Here is a 14,426-nt window from a genome sequence, read left to right on the forward strand (position 1 = left end):
GTCAAGCGCGATGACAAACGCCGACTGGTCGCGGAACACCGGCTGCGGCAGGCGCTCCCACGCAGGCCCGGCCAGCGCCGTCAGCGCCAGCACGCCGGCGGCGGCAATCAGCGCCAGCGAGCGGCGGCGGCCCGCGACCGCGCGCCCCATCAGGATGAATGGCAGCAGGTGGCGGTCGCACACCGCCTCCCAGTTGCTGCGGGCGAGGCCGCCGCGCGCCAGCAGCACCAGCAGCAGCGCCAGCGGCAGCAGCGCGATGAACCACGCCGGGCGCAGGAAATGAAAGTCGGCGGGCAGCATCAGGCAACGCCCCGCGGGCGGAACACGCGCGCCATCGCCAGCAGCACAAAGCCCGCAATCAGCGCCGCCGCGGCCAGCGGCCACGGGTAAAGCACGCGGCGGGTGCGGAAGGTGGCGGCGTCCTGCTCAACCGCTTCAATGCGGTCGAGCAGGCGGTAGATTTCGGCCAACTCCGGCGTGTTGCGCGCGCGAAAGTAGCGCCCGCCGGTGGCGCCGGCGATGGCTTTCAGCGTTTCCTCGTCCAGTTCGGAGCCGCGCCGGAACATGTCAAACTGGGCGCGGTTGCCGATGTCGGCGCCGATGCCGATGGTGTAGATTTTCATGTTCTCGCGCGCCGCGAGGTCCGCCGCCACCTGCGGCGACAAACTGCCGGCGTTGTTGGCGCCGTCGGTCAGCAGAATCAGCACGCGGTCGCCTTCGCGGCGGCGCAGCCGTTTCAGCGCGAGGCCGATGGCGTCGCCGATGGCGGTTTCGCGCTCTTCGGCGAGGCCGATGAAGGTTTCGGCCAACATGCCGCTGACGGCCTTCAGGTCGAAACTCAGCGGCATTTGCAGATACGGGCGCCCGCCGAACACAATCAGGCCGATGCGGTCGCCTTCGCGGCGCACGATGAAGTCGGCGCCGACCGCCTTGGCGGCTTCAATGCGGCTGACGCGGCGCCCGCCGAGCGCGAAGTCGCTTTCCTTCATGCTGCCGGAGATGTCCACCGCGAGCATCAGGTCGCGCCCGCTGACCGGCGCCTGCGTGAGTTCGCCGAGCCACTGCGGGCGCGACAGCGCGGCAATCAGCAGCAGCCAGCCGAGCAGCGCCAGCAGCAGCGGCCAGCGCCTGAACGCCGCGCCGCCGCCGCGCCGCGGGCGTTCCAGGTCGGCCAGAAACGGCACGCGCAGCGCGGCCTGGTCGGCGCCGCGCGCGGGCTTCAGCAGGCGCCGCAGCAGCAGCGGCAGCGGCAGCAGCAGCCAGGCCCACCACCATTCAAAGTGCATCATCGGCGCGGCTCTTCATCTTGCGGCATTACATTGCGGCGGCGGGCGCGGCGCGGCGCAAGTGCGTTATCGGGCGGCTCTTCATCTTGCGACATCAGCGTCAGCCATTCCTCGCACGCGATCAGCACGGCGCGTGCGTCGGCGTCGGCGGAAGGGCGGTAGGGGGCGTTGGCGATGGCGCGCGCGGCGCCGCGGCTGAACAATTCGCGCCCGGCGCGCGCGTCAAGCCACGCAAGCCACGCATCGCCTGTCAGCGCCGCGGTTTCGGCGCGCGGCGACAAACTGATGGCGGTGCGCCGCAGCAGCACCGACAGGCCCGCCAGCAGGTCGCGGGCGTTTCCGCCGGCGAAAAACCGCCGCCGCAGCACGCCGAGTTCACGCAGCGCGAGGCGGCAGGCCGACAGCGTCGCGGCGCGTTCGCGCCGCCGCCGCAGCACGACGGCGGCGGCCACCGACAACGCCGCCGCAACCGCCAGCGCCGCCAGCGACCACCACCACAACGGCGCCGGCGGCCACCACGACACCGCGGCGGGCAGATGGATGTCGCGCAAACCGGCAAGCAATTCGCTGACTGGGTTCATCGGACATCGGATAGTAACACGGCGCCGCCGCGCACCCGTTCGCAGTCAGGGTGCGACGCGGGCCGGGGCCGGTCAGGGAATGACGGCGCCTTCGAGGAAGACGCGGATGCGCACCGGCACGCCGTCGTTGATTTCGATGGTCAGCGGCAGCGGGTTCGGCGTCATCGGCGTTCCGTCACCGCCCGTCCAGGTGGCGTGCACGAAAATGTCGAAACCTGCGGGCGCGAAGTTGATGGGCTCGCGCAGTGTGATAACGCCGGTCGCGCTGTTGATGTCAAACAAGCCGGCGTCACTGGGCAGACTCCACGCCGACGCGGTGCCAACCTGGTTGATGCCGTCAACCTGAAACACGATGTCGAGGCCGCGAACCCGGCCACCGGTGGTGTTGGACGCGATGTTTTCGGCGCTTGACTGATCCACGATTTGCAGGTCGTTGCGGATGTCCACGACGACGATGTCCACCCGGAGTTGAGCCGGAGCCAATTCCTCGTACAATGCCGTGATGAACAGCGTGTGCGAGGTTGAGGCCTCAAAGTCCAACTGGCCTTGAACGAAGATGTCGCCATTGCCACTGATGTGGAATTTTCCATCGCCGTCCGCAGTGTAAAACACTCCGCTGGTCAACAGGTTTCCGGCATCGTCCCTCGCCTGCACCCTGCCGACGACCGTACCCAGATTTGCGCCTTCGCCGATTTGGAACGGCGTCGGCCCGACCGCCTCAAGCGTCAGTCTTTCCACCGCGTTCAGCACCTGCACGGTGACTTGCGTCGTGGCGAATCCGCCCAGGTAATCCGCCTGCAGCGTCAGCGTGTGAACCGGCGTCGTCTCGTAGTCGAGAGCGCCCGTCAGTCGCAAAACCGCCACAGAACCGCTGATATCCGGCTCGAAAATATGCGAACCCGCGCCTGACAGCGACCAGACAACCCCGTCGGAGGACGACACGGGCACGCCGTCGTCCAGCAGCAACACGCCGATGCCGGACACCACCGTGCCCATGGCCGCCGTCTCCGAAATGGAGCCGGTGACGGTGCCGCTGAGCGACAATTCCGGCGCGTTGTCCACAAAGATGGTCGTTGCCAGGGGCCATTCGCCGCCGGAACCCTGCCCATGCACCCTGATTGTATGGGCGGTGGAGGTCTCGTAATCCAGTGTTCGCCCGGAAGCCAGCGACAGCGTGCCGCTGGTCGGATGAATCTGAAACAGGCCGCCGGCGTCCGACGACAGGCGGTAACGCACCTCTGTCTCGGTAACGCCGTCAACCACCAGTTGTGGTAACCAGCCCGACACCAAATCGCCCGGCGATGCCGCCTCGCTAATCCGGTTGTCGGCGGGGTCGGCGTCCACAAGCCCGCTGTCGTCGTTCACTATCACCAGCAGGCGCCGTGTCCGGATTTCGGTCGCCACAGACGACAGGTCGCCGGGAACCGCCCATGCCCATGACATCCAGGCGTGAGTGGTGCCTACCTCCTCGTCCACCGCCGCCGCCACCTCCACGACCGCCGTATCCGTATTGGAAAGCGGACTGAAGCGGACGGTCGTCGGCGTGACGGTGAACTGCCGGTCACCGTCCACCCGGAGAACCAGCGTTAATGTGCTGCGAACGCCGCCGGGCACCTCAAGCCGGACATTGCGGCTTTCCCCTTCCGGAAAACCCAACTGATTCCCCGGCGCCGAAGCGTATTGAAAGCCGCCGATGCGGAAATCGGGGATAACCGCGCGCTCAACCTCCAGATTGGCAAGGCCCAGTCCTTCCAGGTCGGCGGCGGCCTGCGCCGGCAATTTCAGATTGTCATTGAATTGCAAATCCAAAGTCTGCAAACGGCTTAAATCGCTGAAAATGTCCGGCGGCAACGACCCCAAATTATTCGCAGCCAACGACAACAAATTCACTGGCAAGTTGCTGAAAATGCCCGGCGGCAGCGATGTCAGACTGTTGTCGCTCAATGACAAACCGTCCAGAACGCGCAGGCCGCTGAAAATACCGGGCGGCAAACGCCGCAGGCCGAGAGAGCTCAGTTGCAAAACGATCAGCCCGGACAGCCCGGCGAAATCATGAGCCAGCAAGGTTTCCGCGGTCGTCGAGTATCGGGAAAAATCCAGCAGCCGGATGGACGCCATCCGGGTTGTCGGAACACTGCCGCAGCCATATTCAAGTCCCAGGCTCCGAACTGCGGCCTGGGTGTTGACGCGGTACAGAATCTCCCGCTGCACCACCGGCGTGCGGTCGCAGATATTAAAGTTGTCTTCAGCGTGAACGCTGATGGTCAGCGGCAATTCCGCCGGTGCGCCCCGGTATGTCGCCGTCAGCGTAACCGGATGAGCACCGGCGCCGCCCAGCGCGCCCGCCGAAGAAATCATCCCCGACGCCGTCGCGACCGTGAACAAACCGGAACCGGTCAGCGTGTAAAAAACGCCGTCCGCGACGGCGGCGCCGTCAACCAGCAGCACCGGCCGCACTCCCGACACCGGCGTGCCCTGCGGCGCCGTCGCGGCGATGACATTGAGCGCCGGGTCGGCGTCGTCAAGCGCGAGCGTGAAGACTTCAATGGTCGCCGCCAGCGACCCCGTCACGCCGGAATCCGTCACTTGCGCGATGACCGTGACCGGATAGGTGGGGGTTGTCGCGTGATTCAGCATCCGCCCCGGCGCCAGCGACAGCGCGCCGCTCGCGGTGTCAATCTGAAACAGGCCGCCGGCGTCCGACGACAGGCTGTAACGCACATTCGTCGCGACAACATTTCGCACCAGAACCCGCGGCGACCAGCCCGACACCGCCACACCCGCAGGCGCGGTTTCGCCAATCCGGTTGGGCGCGGGGTCGGCGTCGTCAAACCGGTGCGTGTCACGCACGGTTATCCGCAAATCCGGCGCCGGGAGTTCGGTCAGTCCCCTGCCGGAAAAACTCGCCCACACCCATGACACCGGGCCGCTTCTGTCGCCGGCGTTCAAATCCGGCGGCGCCGCCAGCGCCACAGCCGCCGTGCTGCGGGACGCGGTGAGCCGGATGACCGGCGGCGTGGCCGTGAAACGCGATTCGGCGCTTGTCCGGAACACCAGCGTCAAGGTGCTGCGAACGCCGCCGACGACCTCAACCTGAAGACTGCGGCTGTCTCCTTCATTCAGTGTCAGCGCCGTGGTTGTCACGCCGTCCAGGCGGTAGCGGATGCCGCCGATGCGGCGGCTGGTTTCGATGCCGTTGAAACGACGATTGGCTTCACTGTCAAGCCCGAGAAAGACGGGGGGGGAGATTTTCTCCAGATCGGCCAGCAGCGGCGCCGGCAGTTCCGTCAAGTCGTTGCTCAACGACAACTGCAGGTGTTGCAGCATGCCGAGATTCCTCAGGAGGCCCGGCGGCAGCGATGCCAATCTGCTTTCTAACATACTCAACCTGCGCAGATTCGGCAAACCGCTGAAAACAACCTCCGGCAGGCCGGTCGTGGCAAGGCCGGTCAGATTCAGTTCTGTCAGTTGGCCCAGATTCATGAAAATGCCCGGCGGCAACGATGCCAATCTGTTTTCCGCCAGATTCAGCACGCGCAAATTGGTTGTGTCCCTGAAAATGCCCTCCGGCAGGCCGGTCAAATCGAGACGCTCCAGACGCAGGTATTCCAGTGCCGGCATCCCGGAAAAATCATGCGCCAGCAGCGTCACAACGCGCTGACGCGGAATCGTCAGCGTGGCGATGGACGCCAGAACAGCCGGCGGCACGGCATCACAACCGTGCGCCGCGCCCGCGGAGCGGCTGTTGATGATGCGCAGGATTTCATCGCGCACCCCGGCGGTGCGGTCGCAGATGGAAACGCCGGAACGAACCTCAATGTCCAGCGGCAGACGCGCCATGCCCAAGGTGTGCGAAGCCGTCAGCGTAACCGGATATGCGCGGGCGCGGACATCGCTTTCCTCCAGTTGGCGCGCCGCGAAAATCACGCCCGACGCCGTGTTGACCGCGAACAAATCAGCAAGCCCGCCGTCCAGCGAATACATCACGCCATCCGTCTGAACAACGCCCCGAATACGCGCCACCGGCGTGATGCCCCCCACCGGCGTGCCCGTCACCGCGCTCGCGGCAATGATGTTGGTTGACGGGTCGGCGTCCTCAAGGCTGACCGGTTCAAACACATCCAGACGCAGGCTTTGTGTCCGGATTTCGACTGCGCCCCCGTCGAGAGACATCGTCCATGCCCACGACACCGAACCGGTGCTGCGGCCAAAATTATTGCGGTCCGCCCGGGCCGTCAACTCCACGACCGCCGTGTCGGTGCCGGGAGGCGGGCCGAACCGGATTGTCGCCGGCGTTACGGCGAGCGGCGGCGCGCCGTCTATCCGCGCAACCAGCGTCAATGTGCTGCCGATGCCGCCGTCCACCCTGACCTGAAGATTGCGGCTTTCCCCCTCATGCAGCGCCAACTGCGTGACGACCCCGCCATCCAGGCGGTATTGAATGCCGCCGATGCGAGCACTGCGGTCCATCTGCACTTCAATAAGGGGCTGCCTTGCCAGGTCGGCGACGACCCGCGCCGGCAATACCAGATTGTCGTTGCCCACCAACTCCAGAGCCTGCAGATTAATCAAACCGCTGAAAATATCCTGCGGCAGCGATGTCAGGCGGTTGCCGATTAATGACAAAGCACCCAAAAGGGGCTGATTCCCGAAAAGATTCGGCGGCAGCGATGCCAGATTATTGGTACTCAGATCCAAATCAAACAGAAGGGGCAAATCGCTGAAAATGCCCGGCGGCAAACTCCGCAGTCCGAGAGAATCCATGTACAAAAGGCTCAGCCTGGACAGCCCTCTGAAAAGATCCGGCGGCAGTGGTGCCAGATTATTGTTACTCAAAATCAGGCTTTGCAGATTGGCCAGACCGCCGAACACCGCCGGCGGCAAGCGCCGCAGCCCGAGAGAGTTCAGATTCAAGGAGGTCAACCCGGACAGCCCCTCGAAATCGTGAACCAGCAAGGTCTCCACGGTCGTCGAGTATCCGGAAAAATTCAGCGTTTGGACGGACGCCATATAGATTGCCGGAATGTTGGCACAGCGATACGGGGTTCCAAGGGCGCGAACTTCGTCCTGGGTATTGACCCGGTACAGGATTTCTTCCTGCACCACCGGCGTGCGGTCGCAAATATCAAAGCCGCCTGCAGGGTGGACGCCGATGACCAGCGGCAAACTGCTCTCGCCGCCCCTGTACGACGCCGTCAGCGTAACCGGATGCCGCCCGCGGTTGGCGTCCGTCAAAAGGCTTGTCGAGAAAATCGCACCCGATGTTGAATGAACCGCGAACAAGGCGCTGCCGGTCAGCGTGTAGGCCACGCCGGTTGTGACGACAACGGCGCCGACCCGCACCGTCGGCGCCACCCCCGCGACATTCGTGCCCGCCGTTGCGGTCGCGGCGATGGTGTTGGGTGCCGGGTCGGCGTCTTCAAGATAAAAGGACTGCGCCTGTGCACCCGCACCCGCACACACAAGCACCGCCGCCGCAACAAAATTGGCCGCGCCCGAAAACCGCCGCCACCTTTCCGCAATCGTTGTTCTGATGATGTTCATTTCCATAGCCTTCGCGCCGCCTTCCCGCAAAACCGGCGCCGGTTTGCCCCGAACTGTCCCGCGCCCTTCGGCGATGTCTGTATTATATCGCCGAAAGGCCGAGGCCCGGCCAAAAACCCCCGAAAAGCCCGCCTCACCGCGCCCGCCGCGCGCCGCGCGCCGCCGCCGGCCGCCGCCGCCGCCGCCCCGCATCCCCACTCCCGCCTCACCGCGCGCGCGTGCCGAAATGCCGCTGCAACACGGCCAGCGGGTCGTCGCTGGTGCGGCATTGCAGAAAGCCGACGCCCAACTTGCGCGCCAGCGCCCGCAGGCGCGCGGCGCGGCGTTTGAAGCGCGCCGCGTAGTCGGCGGCGAACTGCGCGTCGCCGGTGTCCAGATGAAAGTCGCGCGCGCCGTCGCCAACGCGGTAATGTCCGGGCGGCGGCAAACGCTCTTCCAGCGCGTCGCAGACAAACACCAGCACCGTCTCGCTGTGCGCGGCGAGTTGCGCCAGCCGGGTTTCGGCGCGCTCGTCAAAGTTGCGAAAATCGCTGATGAAAAAAATCAGACTGCCCGGACGCGCGATGTGCGACAGCCGCAGCAGCGCGCCTGCGGGGCCGCCGCTGGACACCGCGCCATTGCCGCCGTTGCCGCCAGCGCCGCCGTTGCCGCCGCCGCCGCCGTTGCCGCCATCACCGCCGTTGCCGCCACCGCCGCCAGGCATTGCACCACCGAACGCCGCGCCACCACTGCCACGCGCCGCACCGCCGCCGTGCGCCGCGCCATCATCGCCAACCGCCGCACCCCCAACACCCGCCAATTCCCGAAACAACCGCAGTGCGCCGGTCTTGCCGCGCTGCGGCTTGATTTCGCGGTGCGTGCCCTCGGTGAAGAGCACGCTGCCGATGCGGTCGCCGTCGTGCACCGCGCTCCACGCCAGCAGCGCCGCCAGTTGCGCCGCGGCGACCGACTTGTAGCGCCCGCGCGTCGCAAAGAACATCGGCGCGCGGCAGTCCACCCACAGAAACACCGGGCGTTCGCGCTCCTCGCGAAACAGTTTGGTGTGCGGTTTGCCGGTGCGCGCGGTAACGCGCCAGTCAAGGTGGCGCACATCGTCGCCGGGCTGGTAAAGGCGCGATTCGTCGTATTCCATGCCGCGCCCCTTGAACAGCGAACGCCGCACATCGCTGCGCCTTGCGCGCACATCGCCGCGGTGCAGCGACAGGCCCCGCGCCGCGTGCGCCAGCCCGATCAGCGACGCGACCGAAACCCGCACCGCCGCGGCGCCCGCCGCCTCCGCGCCCATCAACTCAGGGAACCGCGATGCGGGCGAGCAGTTCGGCCACGACCTTGTCCGGTGTCACGCCCTCGGCCTCGGCCTCGTAGTTCAGAATCAGGCGGTGGCGCAGCACATCGGCGGCCACGGCCTGCACATCGTCGGGCGTGACATAATCGCGCCCGTCCAGCCAGGCGTGGGCGCGCGCGCAGCGGTCGGTGGCGATGGTCGCGCGCGGGCTGCCGCCGTATTGCAGCCAGCCGGCCAGGTCGTCGCCGTAGGCGCCGGGGTTGCGCGTCGCCAGCACCAGTTGCAGCAGGTAGTCCTCCAGTTCCGGCGACATGTACAGGCCCAGTATCTCGTCGCGCGCCTCGAAAATCGCGCGCTGCGCGACCGCTTCGGCGTCGGCGCCGGGTGCGGTGGCGTCGCTGAACTGCTCGCCGCGCACCAGTTGCAGGATGGCCTGCTCGTGTTCGGCTTCGGGGTAGTCAATCCGCACATGCATCAGAAAGCGGTCGAGTTGCGCCTCGGGCAGGCCGTAGGTGCCTTCCTGCTCAATCGGGTTCTGCGTCGCCATCACCAGAAACAGCCGCGGCAGCGGGTAGGTGCGGTCGCCCACCGTCACCTGGCGCTCGGCCATCGCCTCAAGCAGCGCCGACTGCACCTTGGCCGGCGCGCGGTTGATTTCGTCGGCGAGTATCAGGTTGTGAAACAGCGGGCCGTGGCGAAACTTGAAGACGCCCTCCTGCGGGCGGTAAATCTCGGTGCCGGTGAGGTCGGCGGGCAGCAGGTCGGGGGTGAACTGGATGCGCTGAAAATCGCCCTCAACGGCGTCGCCCAGCACCTTGACGGCGCGCGTCTTGGCCAGCCCCGGCGCGCCTTCAACCAGCAGGTGGCCGTCGGCAAGCAGCGCAATCAGCAGGCGTTTGACGAGCGCCGCCTGGCCGATAATCTGGCGTTCAAGGCGGCCCTGAAGGCCGCCGATTTCGGAGCGGGCGGACACGGTGCGAAGGGGTAAGGCGGGCAATTTTAGCACGCCCGCAGCGTGTGCACGGGGGACGCGCGGCGGCGGTTTCAGACGTCGCGCTTCGGCTCTCTTTTGAACATCTGGTCGGGCGGAGTCTGCGACAGAAGTTCAAACGCCCGGCACAGGTTCGCCACCTCAATGCGCGACACCAGATTCTTGAAAAGATCAAGGCGCTCGGCCAGCAGCGATTCCAGTTCGTCCGACAGTTTGCCGTCCTTCACCTGCGCCGCGTCCATGCCGCCGATGCGCTCGACCAGCACCTGGAATTCGGGCGCCGGCAGGCTGTGCTGCACCACGGCAATCAGCATGTCAAACGCGCTGATTTGCGCCGCCGCCAGCGTCAGCCCCAGCGAGTAGTCTTCGGCGCGCGCCTGGTGCCAGGTCGCGGCGGGCATGTAGATGACATCGCCCGGCTCCAGCATCACCGACCAGAACTCGTCCGGGTCTTCCACATCGGGCTTTTGCAGCGTAATCCACGGCAGTTTCAGCACATCGCGGTCGGGCGGGAAGACGATGTTGAACTGCGGGTTTTTCAGCACCGGCTTGCGGCTGATGTACCAGTGCTTGCAGCCCTCAACCTGCATCAGCCACGCCGGGTAGGTGTCGAAGTGCAGGCAGTAGCCCTTGGTGTGCGGCGAGTAGTACGAACTGAAATGCACCGGCGCCATCGGAAACACCTCGGCGCGAAACGCCTCAAGAAACTTTTTGCGCGGCCCCGTCTCGGGCAGGTCGAGCGCGGCGATGGTCATGCCGGCCTCGTAGAATTTGGCGGCCTGGTCGGGGAGAATGTCCACTTCCGACGCCCAGCCGTTCGGGTCGTCGTAGTTGGCGCGGATGCGGTCGCAGTGGTGCACCTCTTCCTTGATGAACTGTTCCCTGTTGATCAGGTCCGAAAAACGGCCCGGGTCGTTGTGCTTCAGCACAAGGCTGCGCTTTTCCCAGTGCTCGTCAAAGAATTTGCCGCGGTCGAAATCGCCCAGCAGCAAATCAAGCGCCGACATCTCCGGCGGCTTTTGTATTTCAACTCCGAATACGGACATCGTTCACCTCCCCCCGGCAGCGCAAACTGCGGGGGCTTCATTATAGTAAAAACGGCGGGCGCCCGACAAGTTCAGACACTTGCGGCACTGCGGGCGGGCGCGCCGCCCGTGCGGCGGCGGCGCGGCGGCGCGGCGGGCATTCAGCCCAGTTGCTTGATGCCCTGCACCAGATTGGCGCAGACCTGCTGGCCGTCGCCGTAGAGCATCTTGGTGTTGTCGGCGAAAAACAGTTTGTTCTGAATGCCGGAAAAGCCCTTGCCCTGTCCGCGCTTGATGACGATGCAGGTGGCGGCACGGTCGGCGTCCAGTATCGGCATGCCGTAAATCGGGCTGGCCTTGTTGGTGCGGGCGTCGGGGTTGACAACATCGTTGGCGCCGATGACGAGCGCGACATCGCTTTGCGGGAAGTCTGAATTGACTTCCTCCAGGTCAAATATCTTGTCGTACGGAACGCCGGCCTCGGCCAGCAGCACATTCATGTGCCCCGGCATGCGCCCGGCCACCGGGTGGATTGCGAAGCGCACCTCCACGCCCCTTTCCTCCAGCAACTGCACAAACTCCCATATCTTGTGCTGCGCCTGCGCCACCGCCATGCCGTAGCCCGGCACGATGATGACCTTCTGCGAATACGCCATCATCACCGCCGCGTCGTTGGCCTCGATCGGCTTCATCTGCCCCTCGACATCGTCGCCCGTCTCCTGCTGCGCGCCGAAGCCGGAGAACAGCACATTGGCGAGCGAGCGGTTCATCGCCTTCGCCATCAACTGCGTCAGCATCGTGCCCGCCGCGCCGACCACGGTGCCGGCGATGATCATCGCCGCGTTGTTCAGCACAAAGCCCTCAAAGCCGACGGCGAGGCCGGTCAGCGCGTTGTACAGCGAGATGACAACCGGCATGTCGGCGCCGCCGATGGGCAGCGTCATCAGCACGCCGAGCAGCAGCACGATGACAAAAAACGCAATCAGCAGGTGGCCCGGCACATCGCCCCACGCGAACCACACGCCGAGAAACACCGCCACCCCCATCAGCGCGGCGTTGATGAAGTGCTGGCCGCTGTAAATAAACGACTTGTTGATCAGCCCCTGCAACTTGGCGAACGCTATCAGCGAGCCGGAAAAAGACACCGAGCCGATCAGCCCGCCGGCGGCGGCCAGCGCCAGCACCACATGGCCGTGCTGTTCGGCGTGCAGCAGTTCCAGCGCGCCGATGCAGGCCGCGGCGCCGCCGCCCATGCCGTTGTAGAGCGCGATCATCTGCGGCATGCCGGTCATCTGCACGCGCTTGCCGGTGAACCACGCGAGAATGCCGCCGATGAAGATGGCCGCCGTCATCAGCGTGTAGTTGCCGAGGTCCGGCCAGCCGAAGGTGACCAGCGTCGCCACCAGCATGCCGATGCCGGCCCAGACGATGCCGCGCCCGGCGGACACCGGCGAACTCATCTGGCGCAGGCCGATGATGAACAGAAACGCCGCCACAAAATAGGCGATCTGTATGGCGGGCTGGATGAGGTTGTCTGAAATCATTTGGCGTCGTTGCTCTGCTTGAACATGCCGAGCATGCGCTCGGTGACGACATAGCCGCCGACGGCGTTGCCGGCGGCCAGCACGACGCCGATGAAGCCGACGACGAGGCTGGTCAGGTCGTCCGGGTCGGCGCGCCCGAGCACGACCATCGCGCCCACCAGCACGATGCCGTGGACGAAGTTTGAACCCGACATCAGCGGCGTGTGCAAAATCGAGGGCACACGGCTGATGACCTCGTAGCCGGTGAAGGCCGACAGCATGAAGATATACAGTGCGATGATTCCGACAATTTCCGCTTCCGCGCTCATGGTGACTCCTGGTGTGGTTGGTGTTGGGTGTTGGGTGGTTGGTGTTTGCCTGGTTGGCGTTCGTCTGGTTGGCGTTCGTCTGGTTGGCGTTCGTTTGGTTGGTGCTTGTCCGGTTGCAATGGCTTGTTGGCGCGGGCCGCCGCGCGTCAGCCGCCCCGCTTGTTCGCGCCTTCGCCGGTCAGGCAGGCGCCTTGCAGGATGTCGTCGTCCCAGTCGAACGACAGGTTGCCGTCGTCATCAAGCATCAGTTTCAGCAGGTTGTGCAGGTTGCGCGAATACATCACGCTGGAATGGGTCGGCAGGCGGCTCGGCACATTCAGCGGCGCGTGCACCGTAACGCCGTGGTGGGTTTCGGTGGCGCCGGGGGTGCCGAGTTCGCAGTTGCCGCCGCCGTCCGCCGCCGCGTCCACGATGACCGAACCGGGCTTCATCGAGCGCACCATGTCGGCGCTGATGATCTTCGGCGCCGGGCGCCCCGGAATCAGCGCCGTGGTGACGACGATGTCGGCGTCGGCGATGCTTTTGGCCAGCAACTCGCGCTGCTTTTTCTTTTCATCGTCGGTCAGTTCGCGCGCGTAGCCGCCCTCGTCGTCGGCTTCAATGTCGGGAAACACAAAACGCGCGCCGAGCGACTCGACCTGCTCCTTCGCCACCGCGCGCACATCCGTCGCCATGACAATCGCGCCGAGGCGCTTTGCCGTCGCAATCGCCTGCAAGCCGGCGACGCCGGTGCCGATGACAAACGCGCTGGCCGGGCGGATGGTGCCCGCCGGCGTCGTCAGCATCGGGATAAAACGCGGCAGATGGCCGGCGCCCATCAGCACCGCCACATAGCCGATGACCGAGCGCTGCGACGACAGCGCGTCCATCGCCTGCGCCCGCGTCGTGCGCGGCAGCAGTTCCAGCGCGAAACTGGTGATGCCCTTGCGCTTGAAAACCTCCGCCGTCTGCGGCTGGCCGTGCGGGTCGAGAAAACCGGCGACGATGCAGCCGTCGGCCAGGCGGTCGGCGGCGTCGGGCGAAAACGGCGTGACGCACAGCACAATGCCGGCCTGTTTCAGCACCGCGTCGTTGTCCGACAGCGACGCGCCGGCCTCTGTGTAGAGTTCGTCGGCAAACCCCGCCGCCGCGCCGGCGCCGCGCGCCACCGCCACCGTGAGGCCCGCGTCCACCAGCGCGCGCGCCGTTTCCGGCGCCAGTGCGACGCGCTTCTCAAGTTCGGTCGTCTCCGACAAGACGCCAACGCACGGCTGGCTTGATTGGCTCACTGTGTTCTCCTGGATAAGGTCGGTTCAGGCGGCTCCGGGCGGTTTCCGCCCCCCGCAAGGCGGCGGAGTATAGCAGACAACCGGCCCGCCGGGGTCAATTCGGCGCATATTATAGGGGAATTTTATACTTGACGCCACCGCCTGCGGTGGAATAATTGCGGTATTCTTTGCACCCGCGCGCCGCAAGCGCGCCGGGCGGCGGGCCATTATTTTGCAAGTACTGCGAGGAACCCCTTGAAAACAATGACATTGATTCCCGGCAGGACCAGCAAGCAGGGCACTTCGCTGAACGCCGGCAAACTGAAGGCCGAATACCTTGAGGTCACCTCGACGGTGGAGATGAACGAAAACGACATGAAGAAAATGAAACTGAAAGACGGCGACCGCGTGCGCCTGCGTTCGCCGGAGGGCGAGGTGGTTGTTACCTGCCGGCCAAAGAAGGCGTCGGACTTGCCGTCTGGTATAATTTTCATGGCCTACGGCCCGTCATCGAGCGAGTTGATGGGCAGCGACACGGCGGGCAGCGGCATGCCGCTGTCGAAACAGATTGAAGTCCGGGTCGAGGCCGCCGGCGCCGGCAAAAGCGGCTGAATT

Annotated in this window: 11 protein-coding genes; 1 reads left to right on the top strand and 10 read right to left on the bottom strand. The window is 65.5% G+C overall.

Going from position 1 to position 14,426, the window contains the following annotated elements; translation table 11 throughout:
• The 10 genes from OXU50_04765 to OXU50_04810 all read right to left on the bottom strand — a co-directional run.
• On the bottom strand, positions 1-300 hold a 300-nt coding region (locus OXU50_04765), incomplete at its 3' end, for a hypothetical protein (GenBank protein MDD9869184.1).
• Complete coding sequence (locus OXU50_04770) at positions 300-1,289, bottom strand: VWA domain-containing protein (protein MDD9869185.1); 990 nt, start codon at positions 1,287-1,289, stop codon at positions 300-302. The genes OXU50_04770 and OXU50_04765, both read right to left, overlap by 1 nt.
• A complete protein-coding gene (locus OXU50_04775; protein ID MDD9869186.1) occupies positions 1,286-1,867 on the bottom strand; it encodes a DUF4381 domain-containing protein in 582 nt (193 codons plus the stop codon). Before OXU50_04775 ends, OXU50_04770 begins: the two co-directional genes overlap by 4 nt.
• 72 nt (positions 1,868-1,939) lie before the next feature.
• A complete protein-coding gene (locus tag OXU50_04780) occupies positions 1,940-7,417 on the bottom strand; it encodes a leucine-rich repeat protein (GenBank protein MDD9869187.1) in 5,478 nt (1,825 codons plus the stop codon).
• A 199-nt stretch (positions 7,418-7,616) separates the two neighbouring features.
• On the bottom strand, positions 7,617-8,696 hold the full coding sequence (locus OXU50_04785) for a DUF58 domain-containing protein (GenBank protein ID MDD9869188.1): 1,080 nt from the start codon (positions 8,694-8,696) through the stop codon (positions 7,617-7,619).
• A gap of 4 nt (positions 8,697-8,700) precedes the next feature.
• Positions 8,701-9,669, bottom strand: a complete 969-nt coding sequence (locus OXU50_04790; protein ID MDD9869189.1) for a MoxR family ATPase — start codon at positions 9,667-9,669, stop codon at positions 8,701-8,703.
• Between the two features lie 71 nt (positions 9,670-9,740).
• A complete protein-coding gene (locus tag OXU50_04795; protein MDD9869190.1) occupies positions 9,741-10,733 on the bottom strand; it encodes a cupin-like domain-containing protein in 993 nt (330 codons plus the stop codon).
• A gap of 140 nt (positions 10,734-10,873) precedes the next feature.
• Complete coding sequence (locus OXU50_04800; protein MDD9869191.1) at positions 10,874-12,238, bottom strand: NAD(P)(+) transhydrogenase (Re/Si-specific) subunit beta; 1,365 nt, start codon at positions 12,236-12,238, stop codon at positions 10,874-10,876.
• A 14-nt stretch (positions 12,239-12,252) separates the two neighbouring features.
• A complete protein-coding gene (locus OXU50_04805; GenBank protein ID MDD9869192.1) occupies positions 12,253-12,546 on the bottom strand; it encodes an NAD(P) transhydrogenase subunit alpha in 294 nt (97 codons plus the stop codon).
• A 164-nt stretch (positions 12,547-12,710) separates the two neighbouring features.
• Positions 12,711-13,832: an NAD(P) transhydrogenase subunit alpha gene (locus OXU50_04810; GenBank protein MDD9869193.1), complete on the bottom strand. Its 1,122-nt coding sequence runs from the start codon at positions 13,830-13,832 to the stop codon at positions 12,711-12,713.
• Between the two features lie 243 nt (positions 13,833-14,075).
• Between OXU50_04810 and OXU50_04815 the strand changes: the two genes are divergently transcribed.
• Positions 14,076-14,423 (top strand): hypothetical protein, encoded by a 348-nt coding sequence (locus OXU50_04815; GenBank protein MDD9869194.1) that lies wholly within the window; start codon positions 14,076-14,078, stop codon positions 14,421-14,423.
• Positions 14,424-14,426 lie beyond the last annotated feature (3 nt).

This window comes from Gammaproteobacteria bacterium, assembly GCA_028817225.1.
GTDB lineage: Bacteria > Pseudomonadota > Gammaproteobacteria > Poriferisulfidales > Oxydemutatoraceae > Oxydemutator.

Bases quoted from the DNA above. Each gene is read 5' to 3' on its own strand.
- OXU50_04770 (MDD9869185.1), bottom strand. From the start codon at position 1,289: ATGATGCACTTTGAATGGTGGTGGGCCTGGCTGCTGCTGCCGCTGCCG.
- OXU50_04775 (MDD9869186.1), bottom strand. From the start codon at position 1,867: ATGAACCCAGTCAGCGAATTGCTTGCCGGTTTGCGCGACATCCATCTG.
- OXU50_04780 (MDD9869187.1), bottom strand. From the start codon at position 7,417: ATGGAAATGAACATCATCAGAACAACGATTGCGGAAAGGTGGCGGCGG.
- OXU50_04785 (MDD9869188.1), bottom strand. From the start codon at position 8,696: ATGGGCGCGGAGGCGGCGGGCGCCGCGGCGGTGCGGGTTTCGGTCGCG.
- OXU50_04795 (MDD9869190.1), bottom strand. From the start codon at position 10,733: ATGTCCGTATTCGGAGTTGAAATACAAAAGCCGCCGGAGATGTCGGCG.
- OXU50_04815 (MDD9869194.1), top strand. From the start codon at position 14,076: ATGACATTGATTCCCGGCAGGACCAGCAAGCAGGGCACTTCGCTGAAC.